The following is a 26,441-nucleotide window of genomic DNA, read 5'->3' on the forward strand; positions in this document are numbered from 1 at the left end:
CGGGATTTCTTGAAAGAACGAATAGATGGTACAAGTGGGCAATTCAGCGCACATACAGATAGATTGGCCTAGCTACGAACAGAACAAAGGCCATCCGTGGGAGAGACCCGTAAGATGAATGGGGATACGTCTTAATTTGCAGATCGTCCTACACACACTGGAGGTACAATTATGGACAAAACCATGCTGGAAAAAGTACGGGGAGGAATCATTGTTTCGTGTCAGGCGCTGCCTGAGGAGCCTTTGTTCGGCAGCGAAGTGATGGCGAAAATGGCAATAGCTGCGCAAGCGGGAGGCGCAGTCGGGATACGGGCCAACACCCCGGTAGATATTGCAGCTATTAAAGCGGAAGTGAATTTGCCTCTGATCGGGCTGTGGAAACGCGATTATGAAGGCAGTGAAGTCTATATTACTCCTACTCTCGAGGAAGCCGAAGAAGTCATCCGCGCAGGAGCGGACATCGTAGCGCTGGATGCGACCTCCCGTCCCCGCCCCAAAGGGGAGACGCTGGAAGAGCTGGCGGCAAAGCTCAGAAGCCGGGGAGATGTCCTGCTGATGGCGGATATTTCTACAGTGGAGGAGGGGCTGCGGGCGGAGGAGCTCGGCTTCCATATTCTCTCGACTACGATGTCCGGATATACACCGTACAGCCCGCAGCAGGAAGGCCCCGACTTTGATTTGATCCGGGAGCTTGCCGCGAGAGCTTCTGTACCGGTGTTTGCCGAAGGGCGCATCCATACCCGGGAAGAAGCGGTCGAATGCTTCCGCAGCGGCGCGTATACGGTTGTAATCGGAGGTGCCATAACGCGTCCTCAGCAGATTACGAAGCGGTTTACCGACTTTGTCCGGACTCAAGGGTAAGACGCTGCGACATAGATCCGGCTGCCTGTTCTTCCCCAGGGCGTTACAGCCGAAGCTTGTAAGTGCAGGGGCGGAGTCCGCAGAAGGAAGCGGACGTAGTCGGATGGAATACAATAGAAAGCACAGTTAATTCTTGCTTGGGCTGGATAGACGTTCATCTTGTTATTCATACATACATATCCAGATCAGGAAGAAGCCCGAACCTAATTATTTTTCCATGTATATGAGGAGGATATCAAGAATGACGAAAATCGCTTTTGTACCCTTGGACGAGCGGCCCTGCAATCTGGAATTCCCGCGTCAGCTAGCGGCTATGACCGATCTGGAAATGTCGGTACCGCCCGTTTCCATTCTGGGCCGGAAGAAGACGCCGGCAGACACGTCTGCTCTGCAGGACTGGCTGCTTCATGAAGGGGAACAGGCGGATCATGCCATCGTTTCCCTCGATATGCTGGTATATGGGGGCATTGTGCCCTCGCGTTTGCATCACTTGACGGAGCAGGATACGCTGAACCGCCTGGAAGTGCTGCGTGAACTGAAGCGAATACGCCCTCAGCTGCGTATTCATGCGTTCAATCTCATTATGCGCGTACCGGCTTATTCCAGCAGTGAGGAGGAGCCGGATTATTACGCGGACTACGGCCGCGAATTGTTCCTGTACGGCTGGTACCGGGACAAAAAGGAGCAGGAAGTCCTGACGGAGGAAGAGGAGCAGGCTTACGCGGATATTCTGGCAAAAGTACCGCCGGAGGTGCTGGCTGATTTCGTAGGCCGCCGGGCTATTAACTCCTTCGTGAATCATCAGGCCCTGCAGCTTGCTGCGGAAGGCATCATCGATTATCTGATCATCCCTCTGGACGATAACTCCCGCTACGGCTTCTCGCCTCTGGAACAGCGGGCGCTTGCCATTCGCTCCGAGGAACTGGATCTGCTTGACCGCGTAGCGATCTATCCGGGCGCGGATGAGATCGGCTGCACGCTGTTCGCGCGTATCTTCTGCGAAACGAAGCAGTATCTGCCCAAAGTGTATGTGCGCTATTCGTCTACACGCGGGCCTTTCTGCATTCCGAAGTATGAGGACCGCAGCCTGGGCGAGAGCATCAAGGCGCACCTGACCAGTGCGGGCGCCTTTATGGCGGACAGCTCGCATGGCGCAGACGCCGTGCTGATGGTCCACTCGCCGGCTGTCGGTGAGGCCGACATGGCCGAGACGTCCCATGCGTGGGGACAGCGCCACCGCACCTACTTCTCCGAAGTGAATATGCGCGAGTTCGCCCAGGCGATGCGCGTCTACCTCGGCGAAGGCCGCACTGTGGCGCTTGCTGACGTCTCCGTCTGCAACGGCGGAGACACAGTCCTGCTCAAGCTGCTAGCCCGCCTGGGCCAGCTTGAGGGGCTGTCCGCGTATGCCGGATGGAACACCTCCGGCAATACGCTGGGCACGGTGATCGCCCACGCGATCATCGAAGCGTACTACGCGGGCGCAGAGAGCGCCTCTGCGGGCGCCTTTGCGCAGGCGGCTGTGTCTGGCGCATCTCTGCCAGCAGAGGCGGCAGCGGCTGTCTCCGCGGCCGGAATTCCGGCAGTAGAAGCCGCCCCAGCCGCAGCAGCCGGGACGCCTCTTGGCTGGCAAGGTGCGCTGACGCGCAGCGAAGAGCAGCAGCGAAGCAGCCGGGCGTTCTATCTGTACCGGCTGGTGGAGGATTGGGGCTACCAGGCGATTATCCGCAAGGAAGTAACGGAGAAAGTACTGCCCGGGCTTGGAGCCAACTACTTCAGTCTGCCTGGAGTACAGCAGCAGGTTGAAGATCTCATTGCGGACAAGCTCCGCGCTTTCGCGGAAGAGCGTCTTAACGGCATTACGCCGCTTCGGATCGATATTACCAATGTGCACCTGCCTTGGAACCGGATGTTTGAGGTCGGTTTTGACCTTGCTTTGAAGAGCGAATAAAAAAGGTTTGTCCCGCTTGTCCGGGACCTGCCGGAGCCGTTCTCTGTCATGGACAGGGACGGCTTTTTTGGTTCTCCGGCATAATGTTCAGGGCTGCGGATGAACTGTTGTCCTTTTTTCCGGAACAGGCCCATACAATATAGGGTGAATGTCATTCGCACAACTGCCGTGAAACAGGTATAATGGTGATGTCGAAATATGTAGATTGTGCCCATGCAATCTTGATCATTGAGGAGGTACCTATGTCCGGATTTATTGGGAAGATTAAACAGGGCGCAGCCGAAGCGGGTAAGAGAGCGCAGCAAACAATCGAAGTAAACCGGCTGAAGCTGCAAATAGCGGCCAAGCAGAAAGATATGCAGAAACTGTATACCCAAATCGGTGAAATCGTCTATGAGGCCTACAAACATGAAGATCCATACCCAGACAGTCAGGTTGCAGCCGTAACGGGCGATCTGAGCACCCTTGACGCCGAAATCAAAGCCATGCGGGATCGTATGTACAGCCTGTATGACGAAAAGTCATGCGAATGCGGCCATGTTGTCGCCATCGATACCAGGTTCTGTCCTAACTGCGGCCGTAAATTCGAGCCGTATACAGAGCCGGCCCAATTTAATGCGATCGTGGATCTCAAGCCTTTCTGCCCGCACTGCAAAGAAGATATCGAACCTGGCATGCAGTATTGTACCGGCTGCGGCTATCATTTGAGTGAAGAGGATATCGCCAAGCAGGGGCAAGAAGGCGGAGTTCCATACGCGGGTAAGTATGAGGATACGTTCGAAGACTCCGCAGTTAATCAGGAGGACCGCGATCAGGGAAACAGCCGCCAGTCCAACCAGTATGTGCAGCGGGATGTGAATCATGCTGAAGATGCCCGCGAGGAAACGGACAACAGATATTACGGGAATAGCTACGGCGGAAGCTATGAGAATAAGCCGGACAATAAATAAGCTCGCAGCTGGAATTTTATCGTTTTAATTCGGGCGGTGGCCTGTCGGCTACATGATTGGCTCCGGTACTCAGTTTTATTCCCGGTTCAGCAGGTAGTCCCAAGTAAAGATGCTATAGACTGCGGTACTTTCTTTTTAGAAGACCCGATATTAGAAAAATCCAGTGCTGCCTGCAAATATATGGCGTATGCTGAGAATATCCTTGCATCAGGCATGGCTCCTTCAACACGGGCCATCCCGGTGGAAGGATTTTTTTATTGCCATTATTTATGATAGCGCTTGCAAAATTGTGGAAAACGTTAAATAATAAGATGGAATATTCCATATATATTAATTACATTGAAGAATAAATTTAAAAGGAGGGACGTTTGGTACCGGGTAACTGGCATACATCAAAACAACATACACAGGAGGATGTTATGACGAAAAGAAAGCGTTCTCGTATTCTTGCCGCTGTTCTGGCTCTTGGCTTGACACTATCCCCCGCTCTACCCTATGGTTCCGGGTCCGCCGTCTACGCGGCAGGTGCCAAGAACGTATCGCCGCCTCTTTTGATTACGGAGCTGATGCCCGACACAGAGAATGTCAATGGGGCAGACGGGTATGAGTTTATTGAGATCTATAACAATACGGACAAGCCTCTTCCGTTTCATGATTACAAAATTCTTTACCGCTATCTCGAGAGCTCAACACTATGGCCGTCGGTTCCGGATGATGTAGTCATTGAGCCGGGCGGAACCCTTGTTTTCTGGATCATGAACGGGAAGAACGGTGAGAAAACCGTCGCGGATTTCAATACCCACTTCGGGACACAGCTTGTAGAGAATAAGGATATCGTCCAGATCTATTCGGGCGGCATGGCGAATACGAGAATGCGCGAGGTAGTGGTTACGACCAATACGGGACGTGAGCTTGTCTCGGCTTTTTATAATGAGGGGGAGCAAATATCCGCTCCGGATAAAGCTATTCTCTATCAGTACCCGGAGACAGGCGGCAAGCAGATGAAGCTTATGGGCTGGGGCACGAAGCCGGGTACTCCGGGGTCTGTCAGCCCCGATCAGGTTCCTGCAGTGCCGGTCCAAGTGACGGATACGCTGCCGCCGGCTATTGAGGATCGTACGGACAAGGAAGCAGCCGCATCCGGAGAGAATCTGTCCATTGTCGCCGAAGTCACAGATAATGTCCAGGTGACCAGTCTGACTCTGTTCTACAAAACGGACAAACAGAATGACTACCGGAAGGCTAACGTACGGTTAGATCCGGAGGATGGGCTGTACCGGTACTCAATCGGATTGCTGGATCTTCTTGGCGGCAGTTATATCGATTACTATTTTACCGCTTCCGACGGCAGACAGGAGACAACAAGCGGCACGAGCCGTATTGCTTATGGAGACAGTCAGACAAGCCCCAGACTGAATGTCCAGAGCGGTAAAGTTCTCGGTGGCTCGACCGTTCTCAGAGGGACAGTGAACGGAACCTCCCCCGACCAGTTAAAGCTTACGATAGACGATACATTGGTGACGGGAACGTATCCTTCGCTGGAAAAGCCGGCCTATTTCGTTTTCGAAGCGAACGGAATCGGGCAGGGCAATCAGAATGCCCTGACGATCGGTTCGGAATTAGTAGGCCTGGTGGACAAAACGGCTTCTAATTTCGAGACGGTCATTGTCCCGGTAGATCCTTCCCTGCTCCGGGAGGGGAAGAATGACATTGCCTTCCGGGCAGGCTCAAGCACGGGGACTTATTATGAGGACAAGCCGATTACAGGGCTTGACGATTATGACGTGCGCAATGTCCGTCTTGTGCTGCCGGACGGTACAGAGCTCCGGGATCCTGCCTACGCGGACCCGGCCGCTTTGATCGATATGGGAGACGACGGGCGCTTTCTCCCTGTTGTGACCTTCTCCTTCCCGGTAGCGGGCGAGGAGCTGACATCGATTGCTTACCCTTGGGACACTGCAGGCGTAACGGACGGAGCGCATGTGGTTAAGGCAACAGCACCGGATGGCCAATCGGCTTCAGCACGCGTCATCGTGGACAATAACGGCCCGTCCATCGCTACGACGCTGGAGGAAGGAAAGCAGTATAAGGGGCCCTTCACCATTGATGCGGACATAACGGATGCGGGCGCCGGCATTGCATCTTCTCAGGTGATGCTTGACCGGCAGCGTATTCAGCTTCCTTATGAGGCGTCATCTGCGAAGCTGGCCGCTGGCAGCCACGAGCTGTTCATTACCTCTGAGGATAAAATCGGCAACAAAAGCGAGCTGACGGTCCGGTTCACTGTGCCGGCGGAAGCGCCGGATCAGCCTGTCCTGGTGACTCCGGAGCACGGCGCTGAAACCGGTTTGAACCCGGAACTCCGCGTATCGGTGAGCGATCCGACGAACGATGACCTCAGTGTCTCCTTCTTCAAAGGCTACAAGTACGATGCGGCCAGCGGAGGTGTGCAGCTCTTCAAGAATGCGACGGAATGGGAGCCGCCGTTATCTTCTTCCCCTGCGGGAGAATCCGCTTTGACGGAAGAGGAGAAAGCAGCGGTTAGCGCTTCCGATGACCAGTACGTCACGGTCGATTCGGAGACGGAATTTCCTTATCTGCGCTTCCAGATTAAGCTGGACGGACAGATCGGAGCGCAGGACATCGTAGAGGTGGACTGGGTGGGCAAGACGCTTCCAGGCCGTAAGGTAACTATGTATGCCTGGAACCATACCAAAGCCAAGTGGATGCCGGTCACTTCGCATGTGCCTTCCAGTGAAGCGGACTTTACCCTTAAAGGCAAGGTGAGCGGTCAGGATTACGTTCGGGAGAATATCGTGAATGTCTTGATCCAAGATCTGATACCGGGACGCGGCGACTATGACTTTACGATGGTTTGGATGTCGGATACCCAGTTCTATTCGGAGCTGTACCCTCAAATTTACGAGTCGCAGGTTAACTGGATTAAAGATAATGCCGGGGCTATGAATATCCGTTATGTGGCCCATACAGGGGATATTGTCAACGAACCGACATCGGTATTCCAATGGGAACGCGCCTCCAAGAACATGCAAGTATTGGAGGACGCCAATGTGCCTTATGGCGTTCTTGCAGGGAACCATGATGTAGGCACGACGGACAGTGACTATACGACTTATTATCGTTATTTCGGTGAGGACCGCTTTGACAAGCAGCCTTACTACGGGGGGGCCTACAAGAATAACCGGGGCCATTATGATCTGATTTCGGCGGGCGGCAATGATTTTATTATCGTTTATATGGGCTGGCAGCCGGAGGATGAGGATATTGCCTGGATGAATCAGGTGCTGCGCGAACATCCGGACCGCCAAGCTTTTCTCGGTTTCCATGATTACATGCAGCCTAACGGTACACGTTCAAGTATGGGTGAGCGGATCTACGAGCAGGTCGTTGTGCCTAACCCGAATGTAAAGATGGTTATGAGCGGGCATTATACCGGCAGCTCTATGCAGACCGATGCCCTGGATGACAATGGGGATGGCACGCCGGACCGCACGGTATACCAAATTTTGAATGACTATCAGGGACATGAAGAAGGCGGTCTCGGCTACATGAAGCTGCTGCATTTTGATACGGAAAGCGGCAGCGTGTACTTGAATACTTATTCGCCCTATAAGAATGATTACAATTACTATGAACCGGAACAGTATCCTGGAAAAGATGAGACTACGCTTTCATTTGATTTAACACCGCAGATGAAAAGAGTGGCGACCAATTATTTAACGGCTAAGCTCTATACGGATGAGAAAATCGGCAGTCCTGTGCAAGCCGCAAGCGGACAAACCGCGTCGGTAGAATGGTCCGGCCTTCAGGCGAATCAGCCTTATGGATGGTATGTACGGGTAGAGGATTCTTTCGGCGGATTGACCTATGGAGATGTCTGGAGCTTCCGTACCCGGAATTTACCAGGTGTACCCGCTAATCTCCGTGCCTCGGCCGTAACGGAATCATCGGTATCTCTGGTATGGGATCAGAACGGGGAGCCGGGAAGTGTAACCTATGATGTGTATCAGAACGGGACGTCAATTGCCTCCGTGAGCAGTGCTCCCTATCAGGTTAGCGGTTTGTCTGCCGATACGAGCTATCAGTTCTATCTGCGTGCACGTGACGGCAACGGAGTTCTTTCGGAGCCAAGCGAGACGATTACCGTCAGGACAGCGATCAATCTGGGAGTCCTGACGGACCAGACGAACCGGTATATACAATCAGGTGAGCTTGGAGGACCTCTGGCCAAACAACTGACGAATAGTCTGGAGCAAGTGCGCCATCATCTGGATAAAGGAAACACCAAGCAGGCAGCTGGACATCTCGAGAACTTCCAGAAGCATCTCAACAACAAGGCGCTTCAGAAACATATTCAAGCTGCCGCCAAAGAGCTGCTGAATCAGCAGTCCGACGCGCTGCTGAAAGCATGGAGAACTCAGTGAATCCGGTTTACCGGATGAAGTGAGCGATAGGTAAAGATAAAGGCACTTCAATACGAATCTTTACACGCAGCAGCGGCTGCTTCCCGGAATGAAGAGGGAAGCAGCCGCTGTTTTTTAATGGAATCATCCGACCCGTGTTCGGATTCTGGGGTTCTGTCATTCACAAGGATCTTCGTTGGTCTTCGGACGGCTGTTTCCCGTTTCCTGCATATCTGAGCTGTTACCGTAGTTCTTAACTGCTCTCCAAGCATCGGTATCGTCGATTTCAGCCTGTCCTTGATCGTCATCGTTAGGAGAAGCGAGGATCGGTTCCAGGACCTCTTCTTCTATAGGACGCTGAACCTGTGCGGCCGTATCCTCGCCCTCACGGACCTCGGAATGCTCCACACAAGTGGAAGCCCATGGAATAGCTTCCAGCCGTTCGAATGGAATCGGCTCGCCGCATACCTCACATTTACCGTAGGTATCTGTCTCAAAGCGGCCAATCGCTTGTTTGACGTCCGCAAGCTGCTGCTGGATATTCTCATCTACTGCCTGATCACGCCCCCGTTCAAAAGCTTCTGTAGCTATATCGGCGGGATGATTGTCATAAGACGACAATTCTCCTGTAGAATCTCGGATGGACTCCTCCTTGCGGTCGGTATCCAGAATATGTTCAAGCTCGTTTTTTTCGCTATATAATCGTTGTTCAATCAATTGTTTTTCTTCGTTGCTTAACCCTGCCATCGTCGATTTCCCCTTTCGTATAAACAGGTTTGCATCGGTCAGTACTTTTCATCAAATCTCCGAAGCAAGTGTACAAATCTATTACCCGGACAAGCCTTCGTTTGACGCACGAAGAGACACGGCGATAGGGGAAGTATGTGGGAAACTTCCTTTTGAATACGGGGGGAACAGCAATCTGTAAGGAATTAAAGAGTTTTTAATTGGAAAATAAAAGCTTGTAATCGCCAAAAGGATAAGGTATGGTAAGAATAACCTTATATGTATCGGGAGCTGGATAAAGTCCGGCTGAGAGTGTGACCGCATGTCACTAACCGTATCTGATCTGGGTAATGCCAGCGTAGAGAGAATAGCCCTGCCAATCCAAGGCCGCACGGTATATTCCGTTCGGTCTTTTTATGTTCATTGCAAGCCGTAATCTTCATCTTCATATCCCCATCCACAGGTGTTAGAGCCTTATGATCATTATGGGCGTCCGCTGCCGGGGAAGAATTGAAGATTGCCTCAAGCTGTTGAGGCGGCGGCAGTAAGGAGCATTATGGATACGGGTCAGCCACTTTCTGCGGGAAGTGGTTTTTTGCGTTTGTATCTTTTACTGGCCGCACCTTTGGAGGAGCGATATTGCATTTCGGAAGCCAGGAGGTAGCAACTAGGGAAGGGGCGGAGGATATGAGCAAAACCGGCGGGTTAACGAACGGATACAAAGCACATCCGCAGCTGCATGCGGTTTCGACCGGGCGGCAATCTCCTGACACTTTAGTACAAATTGCATGCGAGATACATCCTTATCTGACCTTCTTTCATCTTCGTGAAAAAGAACTCCCGCCCCGCGAGCTTTGGAGGCTGATCGAGCGTCTGGTGACCAAGGGATTCCCGCTTGACAAGCTGGTCGTTAACGACCGCGCGGATGCGGCTTGGTGCGCGGGCGCAGCGGGAGTGCAGCTGCCTGGCAGCGGGCTCCCGCCTGCTGTTGTAAAGCAGCGGTTTCCCGGGCTGAGAGTAGGGGTGTCGGTGCATTCGTCCCAAGAAGCACGGCAGGCCGCTGCGGGGGGCGCGGATTATGTGCTGGCGGGACACATTTACCCGACAGGCTCTAAGCCCGGTCTTGAACCCCGGGGAATCGGCTTGCTCCGGGAGGCGGCAGAGAATTGCGAGGTGCCGGTGATTGCCATCGGCGGAATCATGCCCCGGCACGCGGAGGAACTGCTGAACGCCGGTGCCGGCGGCATTGCCGTCCTGAGCGGGATATTGAACGCGGATCATCCCGCCGAAGAGGCGGAGCGTTACAGGAAGTGTCTGCTGCTGGCGAGTGGGATGTGCGAGGCGGATCTCAGGCTTTGAAAATGTGGATGATCTTATGGGGACAAGACAGGAGGAGACAGAGAATGAATCTCATTGTAGATACGGTTGTGATCGGAGGAGGTGTAATTGGAAGCTCCATCGCTTACCAGTTGGCCCAAAGAGGCCGGTCTGTGGTCCTGCTCGAACGTGACCGGATCGGCGGGCAGGCGTCCGGCGCGGCCGCGGGTATGCTCGGTGCCCAATCGGAGATGCATGAGCCGGGGCCCATGTTCGATTTGGCACGGTTGAGCCGGGAGCTGTTCCCGGCAGCTGCAGATGAACTTCGGGAGCTGACCGGGATACATATCGGGCTGACCCCAAGCGGCATGCTCAAGGCGGCATTCACGGACGCAGATGAAGCTGTCCTGAAAGCGGACATACACTTTCAGCGCGGGGAAGGCGGCCGCGCCGAGTGGCTGGATGCGGAGGATGCCTGTCGGCTCGAACCCGCATTGAGCCGGGATATCCGCGGCGCGGAGTATCTGCCGGACGAGGGACATGTTCTTGCGCCGGAGCTGACGGCTGCACTGGCTCGCGGCGCAGAGCTGCTGGGCGTCCAAGTGATTGAACACGCCGAGGCGCTTGAGCTGCTGACGGAGCGGGGCCGCATCTGTGGTGTGAGGACACGCGGGGGCACGATCCGCTGCGCGGAGGCAGTGCTTGCAGCCGCGCTGTGGAGCGACCGCCTTCTGGCTCCACTCGGAGTGGAGCTTCCGGTATATCCGGTGAAGGGAGAATGCTTCTCCCTCACTGGCGGTGCCCCGCTCCTCAAGCGGACGCTCACCTCGGACGGCTGCTACATCGTGCCCAAGCCCGGCGGGCGCATTATCGTGGGCGCGACGGCACTGCCGGGTTCGTTCGACCTGCAGCCGCGTCTGGGCAGCCTGATCTCACTGGCAGCGAAAGCGCAGCGGCTGGCACCGGTCCTGGCAGAAGCAGCGTGGGAGCGCACCTGGGCAGGGCTAAGGCCCCAGACGCCCGACGGGCTGCCCTACATCGGCGAAATCAGCGCCTGCCAGGGGCTGTTCGCGGCGCTGGGCCACTACCGCAACGGCATCCTGCTCTCGCAGGCGACGGCAGTGCTGGCTGCCGCCGTGATCACCGGAGGCACTGCCGCAGCGGCTCGGGAGCTGCCCGGTGCCGGTCAATTGCTGCAGGCGTTCCGCCCGGAGCGGGGCGTTCTTGCTGGAGCAAGCCATGAATAGAATGGGGGTTCTCCAAGATTCAAGGGCAGCGGCTTGCCGATTTGGCACCGGAGCAGAGGTGAACTGAACCGGGCCGCAGGCAGGCTTTCCTTAAAATGACTTTAACCTAGTCAGATGGTTTTCATGAAGAGCCGTATTCTGCACAGGCTGGAAGGGTGAGAGGTGGTATGCAGGCTGTCAGTAGCAGGTACCCGGAGCCTGTTTACCGGTCGGTTAATCCCTTTGCGGCTGCCAGTATTTATTCTTCTCAAAGGTAAGGAGAGATTGGGAATATGAAGCTACATGTTAACGGCGATGCCATTGAAGTTCCGGACGAATCCTCGACAATAGCGGGGCTTCTGGAGCATCTGGGGCTTAGCGCAAGTTTACTCGTCGTCGAGACGAACGGCCGAATTTTGCAGGCGGAAGATCACACCGGTACACCCATCATGGATGGGGACCGGATCGAAATTGTTCATTTTGTAGGAGGAGGATAATCATGCTGACAATCGGACCCTATTCGTTTAAATCACGGCTGCTTCTTGGGACCGGCAAGTTCCCGGATTTCGAGGTGCAAAAGCAGGCGGTGGATGTATCGGAATCACAAATCCTGACGTTTGCCGTGAGGAGAATGAACATCTATGACCCGCAGCAGCCCAATTTCCTGTCGATGCTCGATGTAAGCAAATTTAAGCTGCTGCCGAACACGGCGGGCGCCAAAACGGCTGAAGAAGCGGTGCGGATCGCCAAATTGGCTCGTGCGTCCGGCCTGTGCGACATGATCAAAGTTGAAGTGATCGGCTGTGACCGCACATTGCTGCCGGACCCGGTGGAGACGCTCAAAGCTTCCGAGATCCTGCTGGAAGAAGGATTCCTGGTTCTGCCTTATACCTCCGATGATGTGTTATTGGCACGACGTCTGCAGGAGCTGGGCGTGCATGCCATTATGCCGGGGGCATCGCCGATCGGTACGGGACAGGGCATTATCAATCCGCTGAATTTGAGCTTTATTATCGAGCAGGCGACCGTGCCGGTTATTGTGGATGCGGGAATTGGAGCGCCTTCGGATGCGGCTCTGGCTATGGAAATGGGAGCGGACGGCGTTCTGCTGAATACAGCGGTGTCCGGAGCGAAAGATCCTGTTCTTATGGCACAAGGGATGAAGCTTGCGATAGAAGCCGGCCGTGCCGGGTACGAAGCTGGCCGTATTCCGCGTAAGCGCTATGCATCGGCTAGCAGTCCGGTGGAAGGAGTCAGCGTAAGCTGAGGAATGGAAGTAAGTTAAATATTATTACCATATTGAGAGATGTTGGGGTTTTGGGTTCTTTTGGTTGAACGCAGCTCCGGTGGGCGTGGGCAAGAACGAAGAACCAAGAACGAAGAACCAAGAATGAAGAACCAAGAATGAAGAACCAAGAACGAAGAACGAAGAACGAAGAACGAAGAACGAAGAACGAAGAACCAAGAACCAAGAACGAAGAACGAAGAACGAAGAACGAAGAACCAAGAACCAAGAACCAAGAACGAAGCACCAAGCACCAGAAGGCACGGCTATAAAAAGGAGGCAGGGAAAATGCAGAGAAGCAGCGGAACAGCCGCAGGTGAAAGCGATAATATCCTTTCACAGCCGGATAGTCTCGGCCCGGGAATTCCAGTCGCGCTGACGATTGCAGGCTCCGATAGCGGGGGAGGCGCAGGCATCCAGGCTGACCTGAAAACCTTTCAGGAGCTTGCGGTATTCGGCACGAGCGCCTTAACGGCGATAACAGCGCAGAATACCAAAGGTGTTCACGGGGTTTATCCGATTCCGCCAGAGAGTGTCATCGGACAGATTGATGCGGTAGCGGATGATTTATTTCCTGCAGCGGTTAAGACCGGGATGCTGTTCAGCGCAGAGATTATCGAAGCTGTGGCCGAGCGTGCAGCCCGTTACGGCTGGCAGAATCTTGTCGTCGATCCGGTAATGATCGCCAAAGGAGGCGCGCGGCTTCTGCAGAAGGAGGCCATTCAAGCTCTGACGGTGCTGCTGCTTCCGCTTGCTTCTGTGGTCACGCCGAATATACCCGAGGCGGAGGCGCTGACGGGCCGGAGCATTGGGACAATGAGCGAGCGGAAGGAAGCGGCTCGTCACATTCACAGCTGGGGTGTCCGCCACGTTGTTCTCAAAGGCGGCCATGCGGGGAACAGGGCGCAGGCAATCGATCTTCTGTATGACGGCAACGGGTTTACGGAGTTTGCCGCTCCGTGGGTGGATACCCGGCATACACATGGAACGGGCTGCACCTTTGCCGCTGCCCTGACAGCAGGTTTGGCACGGGGTATGCGTCTGGATGAAGCGCTGCTTCTGGCTAAACGGTTTATCCAATCCGCCCTGACAGATCCTCTGGGGATCGGAAGCGGACACGGCCCTACTAATCATTGGGGCTATAACCGCACCTATGGAGACCTGCGCCGCATAATCCCGTCTAAGGAGGCTGTTATCTTATGATGGATCATCCGGAAGCGGAGACTGCCCTCGCCCGGGCAGGTATGCTCCGCGCGGCCTTGCATCTCTACTTCGTGATGGGCAGCCCTAACTGCGCGGGTCGTTCCCCGGCGACAGTTCTGGATGAAGCGATCCGCGGGGGCATCACGATGTTCCAGTACCGGGAGAAAGGCCCGCATGCCCGTGAGGGCATAGCGAGGACGGAGCTCGGACGGGAGCTCCGCGAGCGATGCCGCCGGGCGGGGATCCCGTTCATCGTGAACGATGATGTCCGCCTGGCGCTGGAGCTGGAGGCCGACGGACTTCATGTCGGCCAAGAGGATCAGGCGCAGCAGTCTGCCGCTGAGCTGCGCCGCCTTGCCCGCGGGCGGATCTTGGGGATATCCGCCCACAATGTTGCCGAGGCGCGGGAAGCGGTCCGTCAGGGCGCCGATTATATCGGCGTCGGACCGATGTACGCCACGGCGACGAAGTCCGATGCCCGCCGCGTGCAGGGCCCGGCGGTAATCGCCGAGATGCGCGCAGCAGGCATCTCGCTGCCGCTCGTCGGCATAGGCGGCATCACGCCGGCAGGGGCGCGCGCCGTTCTTGAGGCCGGAGCAGACGGAGTCGCGGTGATTACTGCGATCAGCCAGGCGCCGGATGCCGCCCGCGCGGCAGAGCTTTTTCAACAGGTGTACAAAAATAAGGAATTTGCGGGATGAGCGTCAGGTGCTGATACAACGAGATGTTCTGATTTTTAATAGGTCCAGGTCAGTCAATTTATCCAATTAGAGGAGGAAATTTAATGACGAACGCCAAAAATGTTCAAGAGCCTCACGTATCCGCATTTCCAGGAAGCCGGAAAGTCTATGTGGAAGGATCGCGTCCGGATATTCGGGTAGCTATGCGTGAAATCGGATTAAGCCCGACAAGCGGGCGATTCGGAGAAGAAGAAAACGCACCGGTACGGGTATACGATACGAGTGGACTATATACGGATACCGGTGAGCGCACGGACATCCGCAAGGGACTTCCCGCCAACCGCTCCGGCTGGGTGATGGAGCGCGGGGATGTCGAAATGTATGAGGGCAGGGAGATCAAGCCGGAAGATAACGGTTTGCGCACGGAAGAGGCCATGGCTAACACAGAGATATTCCCTGGACTGGACCGCAAACCTCTTCGTGCGAAGCCGGGCCGTAATGTTACACAGATGCATTACGCCCGCCAAGGCATCGTTACGCCCGAGATGGAGTATATCGCCATCCGTGAGAATGTTGCCCCGGAATTCGTGCGGGATGAAGTGGCTCGCGGCCGTGCGGTTATTCCATCCAATATCAACCATCCCGAAAGTGAGCCGATGATTATCGGACGTAATTTTCTGGTAAAAGTCAACGCTAACATCGGGAACTCCGCAGTCGCTTCTTCCATCGAGGAAGAGGTGGAGAAAATGACATGGGCAACCCGCTGGGGAGCCGATACGGTCATGGATTTATCCACAGGCAAGAACATTCATACGACAAGAGAATGGATCGTACGCAACTCTCCTGTACCCATCGGAACGGTGCCGATCTATCAAGCACTGGAGAAGGTCGGAGGCAAAGCCGAGGAGCTTACTTGGGAAATCTACCGGGACACACTGATCGAGCAGGCGGAGCAGGGAGTCGATTATTTTACCATTCATGCAGGGGTACTGCTGCGCTACATCCCGATGACGGCCAAGAGGACGACGGGGATCGTATCCAGAGGCGGCTCTATTCTTGCTGCCTGGTGTCTGGCTCATCATCAAGAGAATTTTCTGTACACCCACTTTGAAGAAATTTGTGAAATTATGAAAGCTTACGATATCTCTTTCTCGCTGGGTGACGGTCTACGTCCCGGTTCTATTGCCGATGCCAACGATGAAGCGCAGTTTGCCGAGCTTGATACGCTGGGCGAGCTGACCCGGATTGCCTGGAAGCACGATGTGCAGGTTATCATTGAAGGACCGGGACACGTACCTATGCATCTCATCAAAGAAAATGTGGACCGTCAGATGGAGGTGTGCCACGAAGCTCCGTTCTATACGCTCGGACCTCTGACCACTGATATCGCACCGGGCTACGATCATATTACATCCGCCATCGGCGCAGCCATGATCGGGTCGTTCGGAACGGCGATGCTGTGCTATGTGACGCCCAAAGAGCACCTGGGACTGCCTAACAAAAACGATGTCCGCGAAGGGGTTATTGCTTACAAAATCGCGGCTCATGCAGCAGATCTTGCCAAAGGCCATCCTGGGGCGCAGGATCGCGACAATGCGCTCTCGAAGGCGCGCTTCGAATTCCGCTGGCGGGACCAGTTCAATCTGTCTCTTGATCCCGAGCGGGCGATTGAATATCACGACGAAACATTACCTGCCGAGGGGGCCAAGACGGCACATTTCTGCTCCATGTGCGGGCCTAAATTCTGCTCCATGCGCATTACTCAGGACATTCGCGAATATGCGCGCGTGAATGGCCTTGATGAAGATGAAGCCGCCCAGGCGGGAATGGAAGATAAAGCAGCTGAGTTCAGGCGTGAAGGCAGCGTGATCTACACTTAAATGAACGGCGTCAGAGAGAGTATGATCAAATAAGCTCGCTATCCCATCGTAAAAAAAGCACTGCCGCGTCCCTGTCAGGGAATAGGCAGTGCTTTGCTTTTAATATGTATGGGGGGAATCTAGGCTAGGGGACGTGCCGTCATGGTATGTGATGACCTGTCAGTCCCCTGACTATTTTTACCCCTGCGGTCCGCTCTGCTGTTTATGGAGTTCTGCCGGATTCGAGCTTCCTTCTGCACTTAATTGGGACTCGGCACTTAGTTTATCCGGAGGGATGTGAATGGGTTCGGACGGCTCTTTTTCTGGAATTGTAGCGCCTGATTCGGGCTCTGTCCATTCTTGGATGGACCCTTCTTCTTCTAACCATTCGCGGGATTGAAATTGAGGTGAAAGGTCCTCCTCCTCGTCATCGAACCCGACAGATCCGTACTGATCGCGTGCGCCTTGTATACTTTTTATGAAAACGGTTACAACTAAAAATCCGAATACGAGAAGAGTGATCGTTCCCCATAGGGCGGTCATAATCAGAGCCTCCTTGACTTTACGAATCCAACTGCGAAAGAGGGGTGTAAAACCTCCTACCGTATGTACGCATGAGATGAAAAGAAGTTTCTTCTTTTTTCGGTAAATATGTAAAGAATTTGTGACTGCATTAGGAGCCGGCGGAATTAAATCATCAAGTTAAGTGTTGAGGGGGAAAAACTCATGCTGACCTGTGTTAGTGTTAGTCAGAACAGAGGGAATTGGAACAGAAAAGGCAGGATTGAAACAGAATAATGCTTAAATTTATGTGAGAAAATATTACTTTTATATGACAGATTTCTATCGAATGTTAGATAATTTCACCTATCAATGCATTATTTGCTTGAGAATTAGTTAGCAACTGCCGTATAATACAAATAAATCTATATCATTTGAACGTCTCTATTCAATTTATGTCATATAATATAACGCAATTGGAGGGCTGAAGATGAAGATTGCACTAGTGGCTCATGAAGTGAAGGCAATGGAATTGATTGATTTCGTAGTGGCCTACCGGGAGTTATTTGAACGACATGAGCTGTATGCCACCGGAACGACTGGAACCATGTTGACGGATGCAGCCCGATTATCGATCAATAGGATGCGGCCGGGCGATCAGCAGATCGGCGCCATGGTAGCCCAGAATGATGTGGATCTTCTGATTTTCTTTCGAGATCCGCTCGCTTCATTGGGGCATCAGGCCGATATAACGGCCTTACTTCGATTGTGTGATGTACAAGGCATTCCGGTTGCTACGAATATGGCGACTGCTGAAATTTTGGTAAGATCGCTCAATTTAGGATATTACGACTGGCGGTATGCGGTTCAGACTAAGGGGCTTCATACAGAAACGGAGCTGTGGGCGAGCGGGGTGGAATAGTCCATAGGCAATAAGAGAGTCCTCTTCCTGAACAGGAAGAGGACTCTTAGTATTTGCTGCGGACGGCTAGACGGAATAATGCTGGCTTTGAGTGGGTTGAATGTACTGGGACAAGGTTGGAGCATAGTTTGTTGATGGCTGAGTGTAATCGGTGGATGGCTGTGTATACTGGAAGGCATTCTGGCTTCTGCCGGCAACATATTGGCTGACCAGTTGTTGTGTCTTTTGTTCGGACTTGTGATAGGACTGAATATGCTTTTCGATTTCTTGACGAAGGGCCGGTGAGGCAGCGTTGTACATGTTATTCTGCTTCATGAACGTATACAGCTCGCCCTGCAGTTGCAGAGAATCCAATGTCAACTGATTGAACAATTGGCGGATAGACGGACAATTGGATTCCGTAGCTGCAGTTGCATATTCTCTAACAACGCGCTTCAGGTCTGATAAGATTGTATAGAGCAGGTCCTGATCCTTGAGGACGGAACTGCTTTGCTGCTGGCTTGGTGAATATTGATGTTGTTGAGGCTGTTGATGTTGTTGGTGCTGCTGCTGATGCTGTTGGTTCTGCTGGTGCACAGAAATCCCTCCTTTGTTCCATGTATGTTTGCTTATTGTTGCTGTTGTTGTTGAGGCTGAGTCGGTGCAAGATTGATGTGCTGGTGGAGGGCATTCATCAGCTGGCTGTAATGGTGCTGATGACGCTGCACGGAATGCTGGGCGAACTGCTGAATGGCCGGATTTTGTGAACTGACTAAAGCATTGATGGATTGTTTGATAAGCAGATCTTCGTTGGACATCGAGTCCGCGATATATTCAAGTTCTTTGGCCGTAATCGGTTGCATGGAAATCCCTCCTTTCGTATCTCTTTGTAATGTAACCAATTCATTTGGAATTATGCGGTAAATAATGAAAATGCTTCGGAATACATCTGAATGAGTTTCAGAATGGTCCCTGCATACAATCCGGCTTGATCATATGGCATTAAAAAAACCATGCATATTAGCATGGTCCGGAGCTGGTTATTCCGTAGAGTCGGATGAGCCTGTCGATTGGTTTCTGCGGCCGATTTCTTCGGTTACGATAAAAGCAAGATCCTCATTGCCGAACATGGACAAAACGCCTAACAGCGTATCATCCGGAATGTCTCCAGCCTCTTCCTTGGGCACGGTAAGCTCTAGTGCCTGTTGAAGCTCTGTGTTGCCGCTCTGCTGGGGATAGGCCCGCATATATAACTCTGCAGGATCTAATCCATGGTTGATGCACCACTGTGCAAAAATAAGAATCATCATCCGCTCATCGCGCTGATAATTTTCGATAATTTGCTGTTCCATCTCTTTTGAGTTCATGTGAATAGTAAAACTCCTTTCCTTGTGAAGCAAGGCTTGTCATTAATCATATGGTAACATGAAGGGACGTTAGAGAGATACTGGCGTTATACAGGGGAGAAAGGAACCGCTAATGGATAATCAGGAGGAATCTTCCTGACCAGGATAAAAAAAGATAGATTCCGGGACTGTTTTAGTTTATGATAAGGATAACAGGGACTTGGGGACTAGTCATCTAGTCTTACATCCCGAAAACCAAGCTACGCATTCTCCCAGGAGAATGCACAGTCGTGCGAGTGAGTCACATGGGGTCTGTGACCGTCCGGCTGTTGTCGAGCTTGGTTTTTTTGTGCATTCCAGGCGTGATATTATTAAAGAAGCAAAGCTAGTTATAGCGTGAACTGTACAGAGGGAGCTGGATGTTTGCATGAAATCCAAAAGGTTTACGAATTTGAACCCGGAGGCCGGACTGAGTACGTTTGCCGATTTGCGCAAGTGGCGCAAGGAGCGCCGGGGTAAGGTGAAGGATTTGTCCTTTCAAATTGAGCTTTGTCCCCAGCGGGATCCCGTTTATTTGCAAGGCAACCGGAATGATACCACCATTACATGGATCGGACATTCAACCTTCCTGCTGCAAAAGGAAGGACTGAATATCGTCACGGACCCGGTGTGGGCGAACCGGATGGGACTGGACCGCCGCCTTGCTCTGCCGGGTCTGGCGATCGAGGAGCTGCCTCCTGTTGATGTGGTGCTCCTGTCCCATGGGCACTATGATCACCTCCATATCCGGTCGCTCCGTCAGCTTCCCGGATCGCCGAAGCTGCTCGTGCCGGAGGGGCTGGGCAGCATGCTCCGCCGCAAAGGATTTCATAACATGGAGGAATTTTCATGGTGGGAGAGCAGCGAGCTGGGCGGTTTGCTGTTCCATTTTGTTCCGGCGCAGCACTGGACACGGCGCTCCTTGTGGGATACGAATACATCCCACTGGGGAGGCTGGGTTATGGAGCGGGCCGACCGTCCGGGCGATGATGCGGACAGCCTGTATTTCGCGGGCGACAGCGGATATTTTGAAGGGTTCGGACAAATCGGAACCCGGTTTAAGATCGGCAGTGCACTCATGCCTATCGGCGCTTACGAGCCGGAATGGTTCATGTCTACCCAGCACGTATCGCCGGAAGAGGCTGTGCAGGCTTTTCTGGATGTAGGCGCCGCTTATTTCGTGCCGATGCATTACGGCGCATTCCGTCTGGCGGACGATACGCCTAAGGAAGCGCTGGACCGCTTGAAGGCGGATTGGACGCGGCGGGGCTTAGAAGAGGAGCGGCTGCAGGTGCTCGTCCATGGGCAGACGTTGAAATCACCCGCGCCTTAGTGGCTTCAAAGTGCTTTTTCGGGACAAACCGTCTTTTTTGAAGACAGTGGTGCATATACATCTTGGAGAATGCCGGACAGGGTGAGGACACCAAGATGCCCATTAATTCGAGAGAGCGGGGGAGACGATGAAGCGCTGGATGGTCGTGCTGATCCTCGGTTTTGCCGTGTATGCAGCGGGAATTTTGATGTATTTCGGCTGGGCGGATATATACAGCCTGCCGCCTGAGATGTTGGGGACCAACGTGGACCCGGAAACTTTCATGAGCCCGGATCAGATTCAACGCGCAGAGGCGCTTTCACGTGTTCGATCGATCGTCTATTTTATCGAAACGCCTCTTCAACTGATTCTTATGGTTCTGCTCGTGGGGATTTCGATCCGCTTTCGCAAGGCCGTTGAACGCTTGACAAGAAGGCGCGTAATGCAGCTGGGATTGTTTGTCTTGTTATTCCTATCGCTGGTGTATGCCCTCATGCTTCCGTTTGATTATTTGATGCTGCTGGTGGAACGGCATTATGGCGTGTCGAATGTAGCAAGCGGAACCTGGCTTACCGATCGTGCCAAGAATCTGGGGGTTGAGTGGGTAACTTCGAGTCTCTTGTTCCTGGGACTACTCGCCATTATGCGCCGGAGCCCGCGCCGCTGGTGGGTGTGGGTATGGATGTTGTCCATACCTCTGCTGCTGTTTGTCCAGTTCATCCAACCGGTCGTCATCGAACCTCTTTATAACGAGTTCACTCCACTGCGTGAGGGGCCCCTCAAAAAAGAACTGCTCCGGCTAGCGGCCGAATCCGGGATTTCTTCGAAGGATATCTATGAAGTGAACATGTCGGAGCGGACCAGCCAGTTAAATGCCTATGTTTCCGGTATTGGTTCGAATGCGCGTGTGGTTCTGTGGGATACGACACTAGAGAAATTGGAACCTCGTGAAATACTCGTTGTTATGGCTCACGAAATGGGCCACTATGCAGAGCGTCATATTTTCTGGGGGAGCGGTTTCGGGCTGCTCCTAAGTTTCGGACTGGTCTGGGCGGGAAGTCGTTTCTATGAGGTAATTATCCGGAATTGGGGGGCTTCCCGGGGTCTCAGCGGACCAGGAGACCTGGCTGCGCTGCCGGTGCTGCTCGCGGTTGTCTCTCTATTCACTCTGCTTGTAACACCGCTGGACAATGCTGCTTCCCGGCTGATGGAGGTTAGGGCCGACCGTTATGCAATGCGGCTGACAGGAGATGGGATGGGAGCTGCAAGCGCCTTTCAGAAGTTGGCTGCAACGAATTTGAGCCCGGTGACACAGCCTCGTCTGCAGCAATTTTTTCTGGGTACCCATCCGACTATCGAGAAGCGTATCCGATATTTTAATAAGTACAAGGATGCCTCTGCGCCGCAATAAAATAAAAAACACCCCTTGGAAATATCATTGCGGAAGCAGCTGCTTCTATACAAGGATATTTCCAAGGGGTTTATTTAATTGCACAGAGCGCGCGACGGAATGATGTTATTCCGAAGCTTGCCGGCTGCGTGTCATCTGCTGCCACACGGAACCTTCGGCAGCGTGTCCGCCCTCAATCCGGGCGATAGCCATCTGCACCTGCATGGAAATTTCGAATTCCGGGTCATCTGCAGCCTCCCGCAGTGCTTCCAATGCCGATTCGTCACCTGCTTCATACAGGAAGCGGGCGGCACGCCAGCGGACGATTTTGTTCGCGTCCTTCAGGGCGGTTACCATGACGGGAATAGCGGCAGGATCACCGAGATCGGACAAGGTGTCTCCTGCCGTCCGCCGAACCGCCGGGGTGCGGTCTTCCATAGCCTGGAACAGGTAAGGAAGGGCCTCGGGTTCTTTGATGTCCCCCAGGAACACAATGGCCAGACGGCGGACCGATGTTTTCTCATCGGTAAGCGCTTTGGCAAGCAGCGGCAGCGTGTCTACGGCAGGCTTGATACTTTGCAGCGCCGCATATCTTGTCTTCCAGTCGGGATCTTCCAGCAGCCGGTCGATCTCGTCATAGGTCAGTTCCGCGGGCTGCTGCGCAGTCCGAGCCGCGGTTGTATCCGATATGCCTTGAGCGGCTTGCTCAGCCAGAAGGCCTAAGCGCTGATCATCGTAGGAAGCATCGATTTCCTGCACGACATCCTGCAGGACTTCCTGAAGATCACCGTAGCGGACATCCAGCTCCTGAAGCTTCCGCTCCTTGAGCAAATAGGGGGAACTCTCAGTGGCTTTCATGGCCGCTTCCGAGAAGCGTTCAGGCATAGCTGCGCGGGCCTCCTCGCCAGCTGCGTTCACACGCACCTGCAGCGGAATTCCGCGAAACATTTGCAGAAGCACCTTCACTTCTCCGAAGCCTGAGCCTGCCTCGTCTTCTCCGGGAAGGGATGCCTGAGAGTCCCCGCTGCCAAGCACTTCGCGCGCCTGGGTCAGGATCTGCTTCCAATCTCCCTTGGGAGAACGGTCTAACGCGATAAAATCGGCTACCTGAAAAACACTGGTTACACCAGGAATATCAAGCAGCTGCTGCATATAACCCGGTGCGCCTTCACGCTTATCACGGGTAAAAGTCAGGCTGCGGCCTTTGGGCAGCGCCTTGTCTACATTCAGTTTCATGCTATTCGGGCTTGGAGTCGGTTCAATCGACGTTAATTTCACACCAAACACCCTCCTTTACTCCTATTATGATACCACATTTTCCGGAAAAGAAAGTTCAGTGACTAGATGGCGAAAAATACCGTTAAATCGGGCGTGGAACGGAAAATTCCTATCCTTTCAAAATTTTTTCTTCTATATAATAGGGGAGGTATAGGGGATTCTACGCTGCAGACAGAGAAGAACTCCCCTTCGCCGAAGGCTGCAAGGAGAGTCACAGTTCAACCATTGTATAGGGCTGGGACGAGTCCGCATTCTAATCTAGTTCTACAAGGTTGCGGTGGAGATAAGTATCCAGTGTTTTAGTCAAATCGAATACGGTATGAGCGATATCAATATTTTCGAAAGAATGCTCACAGAAATCGCGGTATTGCATTTCTTCATGATAGTGGGACATATACAGGCTGATTTCCTTATCGGAGTGGCCGTTCTTTAGCATTCGTGTCTCCAGCACATCAGGGCCCGCATAAATACAGATACGGACAACGTTATCCGCATATAGTCGTTTGAGTGCTTCCGCGCCGAAGCGGTTAAGAATCAGATAAATAGCTCCGGCATTGCCGAGCATAATCTCGATATCCATATGTTGGATGCCGTATAAGTGGGTGTCAATGTCGGTAACCTCAAGGAAATTTCCGTCATCCTTATCTTTTAAGAATTGTTCCTTCGTTATGAAATGATAGTCCTGTCCGTCGACTTCAGTCGGCTTTTGAGGGCGTGTTGTATAGGAAATGACCTGTTTAATGCCAAGAGTAGAACCAGCCATCTCTGCAACAGTTTTGCGGCCGGCGCCATGAGGGCCCGTGAACACAAATATTTTGTCCTGTTCCTTCAATTCATACATACTAAAGCCTCCTGTCGTTCGGATATCGAGCAAAAGGGCATGTGCATAAGAAGGGATAAACAACGTCAGAGAAATAGAGGAATATAGTCTATTCTACAATGAACAGAAGGGGAATGGGGAAATTTTGTTATTGCGGCTTCATTTATTTGTTTATCTTTTGAAAAAGAAAAAAGAACCGGGAAGCCTATAAGCTTCCCGGTTCTTTATATTGGATGTATAGTCCACCATCCGCAGCGTGAGAATCCTGCGGAATTGAGTTGGGCAAACAGCGGGATTATCTGCCGCGCTTGAAGCCGCCGCCCCGCGGAGAGTTCCCCCGTGGGCCGCCTCCGCGTGCCGATGGTCCGCGCGAGCCGGAACCGCCGCCCCGGGAACCTTTGGGGCCGCCAGTGCCGCGCGAGCTTCCCCGTGCTCCGGAACCGCCCTGCCCTTTGGGGGTGCGCTGGGAAGCTTCACGCTGAGCTGCGCTGAGGCCCCAGCCAGCTTCGCCGAAAGGACCGCTGGTGACATCGCGTGCTCCGCCGCGCGGAACATTGCCGCGTTCACCGCGATCGCTGCTGTTGCTGTCGCGGCCTGCGCGGAAATCCGTGCCCGCTCTTCCGCCGCCTTCACGGCTGGTGCGGAAATCTGTATCGCGGGAGCCCTCGTTTCGCGATGTGCCACCGCGAGGATTGGAGCTGCGTCCGCTAGTGCTTCGCGCAGCACCGCGGTCAGACATGCGTCCGCCGCCATAAGCCGCACCATCGCCGCTGCCGCCGCGACGTCCGCCCGTGCTGCGTCCTGCCGGCTTGCGTCCGCTGTCACGGCTCTCGCTGCTCCAACTGTCGCCGCGGTCTGCACCGCGAGGAGCGTCTGCGCCGCGTGCACCGGCACTGCCGCCGCGTTCGCTCCAGCCACCGCCGCCGCGTGAGCCACGCGCGTCGCTGCTGCGGGTATCGCTGCCGCGTGCAGCACCTCCGCGGCTTCCGCCGCGGGAACTGCTTCCGCTCCGCTTATCGTCGGCGGAGCGGTGCTCCCAGCGGCCCTCAGAACGGGCCGCAGCGCGGCGGGCGCCGCCCTGTCCGGTATATTTCGTCTTGCCGGGCCGGCCTGCTCCGCCTTGTCCGCCGCGCGAATCGCGGCTGCCTCGTTCAGGACGGTCACCGCCTGCACCTTCACGCTCACCGTGGGTCGCGTCCTGTCTGCGCAGCTGTTGGCGGATGCCCTGCTCGATCTGATCGACATAGACCTGATCGCGCTGAGTAGCGAACGTGATTGCGACCCCGGTCTGACCGGCGCGTCCCGTCCGCCCGATGCGGTGGATGTAGCTCTGTGCATCCTGCGGGATGTCGTAGTTGAAGACGTGAGTTACGCCTTCAACGTCAATCCCGCGGGCCGCTACATCCGTAGCAACCAGCAGCTGGATGCTTGCATCCCGGAAACGCTTCATGACCTGCTCACGCTTGGATTGGGACAGATCGCCATGCAGCTCGTCCGACTTATATCCGCGTTCCTGCAGCTCAGCGTTCAAGGCTGCCGCTCTGCGTTTGGTGCGGCAGAAAATCATGGCAAGGTAGGGCTGCGATTTGTCGATTGCTTTACACAGCGTATCCAGCTTGCCGCGATCGGTAGTGCGCACGACAGTCTGGTCGATTTCCGTCAACGTCACCTGCGGTGCTTTCACCCGTACTTCTTCCGGGTTTCTCATGTAGCGCTGAGCCAGATTCCGGATAGGATCCGGCATAGTGGCCGAGAACAGCATCGTTTGACGGAGATGCTGCGGCGTCTGGGCAATAATTTCTTCCACTTCATTCAGGAAGCCCATATGAAGCATTTGATCCGCTTCATCCAGTACCAGCATGGACAGCTTGTACAGGTTAAACGATTCTCTGCGCAGATGGTCGAGCAATCTTCCCGGTGTGGCAACGATAATATGCGCGCCGCCGTTGGAAGTGAGCTTGCGGAGCTGCTTCTCGACATCCTGTCCGCCGTAAGCGGCAAGAACGTTAACGCCCATGTACGGGGCGAGCTTGGCCGCCTCCGCTGCGATTTGAATGGCTAGTTCCCGCGTAGGGGTAAGGATTAGTCCTTGAACCTCAGAACGGGAAGTATCTGTACGCTCCAGCATTGGCAGCAGGAAAGCAAGGGTTTTGCCCGTGCCGGTCTGGGCTTGGGCTATTACATCACGGCCGCCAAACACGATAGGGAGCGCAAGCTGCTGAACGGGTGTCGGCTCATTGATGCCGTGTCTGGTCAGCAGTTTGGCTAGCTCGGGGCTGACGCCAAGATTAACAAAAGGAAAAGACATAGAAGTGATAACTCCTTCGGATTAGGGATGCTTCCCATTCTACCCTAATGGCCGCACCATGGAA

Annotated in this window: 23 protein-coding genes and 1 riboswitch; of the genes, 15 read left to right on the forward strand and 8 right to left on the reverse strand. The window is 54.0% G+C overall.

The window, feature by feature from the left end; translation table 11 throughout:
- The first annotated feature begins 171 nt into the window (after nucleotides 1–171).
- The 4 genes from AR333_RS18355 to AR333_RS18370 all read left to right on the forward strand — a co-directional run bounded on the left by AR333_RS18355 (nucleotide 172) and on the right by AR333_RS18370 (nucleotide 8,207).
- Nucleotides 172–861 (forward strand): N-acetylmannosamine-6-phosphate 2-epimerase, encoded by a 690-nt coding sequence (locus AR333_RS18355; protein ID WP_068776831.1) that lies wholly within the window; start codon nucleotides 172–174, stop codon nucleotides 859–861.
- Nucleotides 862–1,102: 241 nt separating this feature from the next.
- A complete protein-coding gene (locus AR333_RS18360) occupies nucleotides 1,103–2,812 on the forward strand; it encodes a DUF4127 family protein (protein WP_068776832.1) in 1,710 nt (569 codons plus the stop codon).
- 242 nt (nucleotides 2,813–3,054) lie between these two features.
- Entirely contained in the window at nucleotides 3,055–3,762 is a 708-nt protein-coding gene (locus AR333_RS18365; RefSeq protein ID WP_084783804.1) for a zinc ribbon domain-containing protein, read from the forward strand.
- A gap of 419 nt (nucleotides 3,763–4,181) precedes the next feature.
- Complete coding sequence (locus tag AR333_RS18370) at nucleotides 4,182–8,207, forward strand: metallophosphoesterase (protein ID WP_068776833.1); 4,026 nt, start codon at nucleotides 4,182–4,184, stop codon at nucleotides 8,205–8,207.
- 156 nt (nucleotides 8,208–8,363) lie between these two features.
- On the opposite strand, the gene AR333_RS18375 is transcribed toward AR333_RS18370, so the two are convergent.
- A complete protein-coding gene (locus AR333_RS18375) occupies nucleotides 8,364–8,933 on the reverse strand; it encodes a TraR/DksA C4-type zinc finger protein (protein WP_068776834.1) in 570 nt (189 codons plus the stop codon).
- 253 nt (nucleotides 8,934–9,186) lie between these two features.
- A riboswitch (TPP riboswitch) is annotated at nucleotides 9,187–9,295 on the forward strand.
- Between the two features lie 304 nt (nucleotides 9,296–9,599).
- Here AR333_RS18375 and AR333_RS18380 point away from each other — a divergent pair.
- The 8 genes from AR333_RS18380 (at nucleotide 9,600) to thiC (ending at nucleotide 16,503) form a co-directional block, all read left to right on the forward strand.
- Nucleotides 9,600–10,271, forward strand: coding sequence for a thiamine phosphate synthase (locus AR333_RS18380; RefSeq protein WP_068776986.1), 672 nt, complete (start codon nucleotides 9,600–9,602; stop codon nucleotides 10,269–10,271).
- A gap of 44 nt (nucleotides 10,272–10,315) precedes the next feature.
- Nucleotides 10,316–11,476 carry a glycine oxidase ThiO gene (thiO, locus tag AR333_RS18385; RefSeq protein ID WP_068776835.1) on the forward strand — a complete coding sequence of 387 codons (1,161 nt, stop codon included), beginning with the start codon at nucleotides 10,316–10,318 and terminating at the stop codon, nucleotides 11,474–11,476.
- A 272-nt stretch (nucleotides 11,477–11,748) separates the two neighbouring features.
- Nucleotides 11,749–11,952, forward strand: coding sequence for a sulfur carrier protein ThiS (gene thiS, locus AR333_RS18390; RefSeq protein ID WP_068776836.1), 204 nt, complete (start codon nucleotides 11,749–11,751; stop codon nucleotides 11,950–11,952).
- 2 nt (nucleotides 11,953–11,954) lie between these two features.
- The gene (locus AR333_RS18395; protein WP_068776837.1) at nucleotides 11,955–12,722 is read left to right on the forward strand and encodes a thiazole synthase; all 768 of its coding nucleotides are present in this window, start codon (nucleotides 11,955–11,957) and stop codon (nucleotides 12,720–12,722) included.
- A gap of 137 nt (nucleotides 12,723–12,859) precedes the next feature.
- A complete protein-coding gene (locus tag AR333_RS24760) occupies nucleotides 12,860–13,012 on the forward strand; it encodes a hypothetical protein (RefSeq protein WP_156430960.1) in 153 nt (50 codons plus the stop codon).
- Nucleotides 13,013–13,028: 16 nt separating this feature from the next.
- Nucleotides 13,029–13,943, forward strand: a complete 915-nt coding sequence (gene thiD, locus AR333_RS18400; RefSeq protein WP_084783806.1) for a bifunctional hydroxymethylpyrimidine kinase/phosphomethylpyrimidine kinase — start codon at nucleotides 13,029–13,031, stop codon at nucleotides 13,941–13,943.
- Nucleotides 13,940–14,644 (forward strand): thiamine phosphate synthase, encoded by a 705-nt coding sequence (thiE, locus tag AR333_RS18405; RefSeq protein ID WP_253735902.1) that lies wholly within the window; start codon nucleotides 13,940–13,942, stop codon nucleotides 14,642–14,644. The genes thiD and thiE overlap by 4 nt, the downstream gene beginning before the upstream one ends.
- 83 nt (nucleotides 14,645–14,727) lie before the next feature.
- Nucleotides 14,728–16,503, forward strand: coding sequence for a phosphomethylpyrimidine synthase ThiC (gene thiC, locus AR333_RS18410; RefSeq protein ID WP_068776838.1), 1,776 nt, complete (start codon nucleotides 14,728–14,730; stop codon nucleotides 16,501–16,503).
- Between the two features lie 177 nt (nucleotides 16,504–16,680).
- On the opposite strand, the gene AR333_RS18415 is transcribed toward thiC, so the two are convergent.
- Nucleotides 16,681–17,025 carry a hypothetical protein gene (locus AR333_RS18415; protein ID WP_068776839.1) on the reverse strand — a complete coding sequence of 115 codons (345 nt, stop codon included), beginning with the start codon at nucleotides 17,023–17,025 and terminating at the stop codon, nucleotides 16,681–16,683.
- Nucleotides 17,026–17,473: 448 nt separating this feature from the next.
- Here AR333_RS18415 and AR333_RS18420 point away from each other — a divergent pair, with 448 nt between their 5' ends.
- Complete coding sequence (locus AR333_RS18420) at nucleotides 17,474–17,905, forward strand: methylglyoxal synthase (RefSeq protein ID WP_068776840.1); 432 nt, start codon at nucleotides 17,474–17,476, stop codon at nucleotides 17,903–17,905.
- A 66-nt stretch (nucleotides 17,906–17,971) separates the two neighbouring features.
- Here the strand turns inward: AR333_RS18420 and AR333_RS18425 are convergent, their stop codons facing one another.
- From AR333_RS18425 to AR333_RS18435, 3 genes are all read right to left on the reverse strand, one after another.
- Nucleotides 17,972–18,481: a spore coat protein gene (locus AR333_RS18425; RefSeq protein ID WP_253735903.1), complete on the reverse strand. Its 510-nt coding sequence runs from the start codon at nucleotides 18,479–18,481 to the stop codon at nucleotides 17,972–17,974.
- A gap of 32 nt (nucleotides 18,482–18,513) precedes the next feature.
- A complete protein-coding gene (locus AR333_RS18430; protein WP_068776841.1) occupies nucleotides 18,514–18,747 on the reverse strand; it encodes a hypothetical protein in 234 nt (77 codons plus the stop codon).
- Nucleotides 18,748–18,924: 177 nt separating this feature from the next.
- Nucleotides 18,925–19,251 (reverse strand): hypothetical protein, encoded by a 327-nt coding sequence (locus AR333_RS18435; RefSeq protein WP_068776842.1) that lies wholly within the window; start codon nucleotides 19,249–19,251, stop codon nucleotides 18,925–18,927.
- 406 nt (nucleotides 19,252–19,657) lie between these two features.
- On the opposite strand from AR333_RS18435, the gene AR333_RS18440 reads away from it, so the two are divergent.
- Both AR333_RS18440 and AR333_RS18445 read left to right on the forward strand, forming a co-directional pair.
- Nucleotides 19,658–20,602 carry an MBL fold metallo-hydrolase gene (locus AR333_RS18440; protein ID WP_068776843.1) on the forward strand — a complete coding sequence of 315 codons (945 nt, stop codon included), beginning with the start codon at nucleotides 19,658–19,660 and terminating at the stop codon, nucleotides 20,600–20,602.
- 127 nt (nucleotides 20,603–20,729) lie between these two features.
- Nucleotides 20,730–21,992: a M48 family metallopeptidase gene (locus tag AR333_RS18445; protein WP_068776844.1), complete on the forward strand. Its 1,263-nt coding sequence runs from the start codon at nucleotides 20,730–20,732 to the stop codon at nucleotides 21,990–21,992.
- Between the two features lie 105 nt (nucleotides 21,993–22,097).
- On the opposite strand, the gene AR333_RS18450 is transcribed toward AR333_RS18445, so the two are convergent.
- The 3 genes from AR333_RS18450 to AR333_RS18460 all read right to left on the reverse strand — a co-directional run bounded on the left by AR333_RS18450 (nucleotide 22,098) and on the right by AR333_RS18460 (nucleotide 26,377).
- Nucleotides 22,098–23,249: a virulence factor gene (locus AR333_RS18450; RefSeq protein WP_068776845.1), complete on the reverse strand. Its 1,152-nt coding sequence runs from the start codon at nucleotides 23,247–23,249 to the stop codon at nucleotides 22,098–22,100.
- A gap of 253 nt (nucleotides 23,250–23,502) precedes the next feature.
- Nucleotides 23,503–24,090 (reverse strand): guanylate kinase, encoded by a 588-nt coding sequence (locus AR333_RS18455; RefSeq protein WP_068776846.1) that lies wholly within the window; start codon nucleotides 24,088–24,090, stop codon nucleotides 23,503–23,505.
- A 274-nt stretch (nucleotides 24,091–24,364) separates the two neighbouring features.
- On the reverse strand, nucleotides 24,365–26,377 hold the full coding sequence (locus AR333_RS18460) for a DEAD/DEAH box helicase (RefSeq protein WP_068776847.1): 2,013 nt from the start codon (nucleotides 26,375–26,377) through the stop codon (nucleotides 24,365–24,367).
- Nucleotides 26,378–26,441: the final 64 nt, after the last annotated feature.

The organism is Paenibacillus sp. FJAT-26967 (genome assembly GCF_001541095.1).
Taxonomy (GTDB): domain Bacteria; phylum Bacillota; class Bacilli; order Paenibacillales; family NBRC-103111; genus Paenibacillus_F.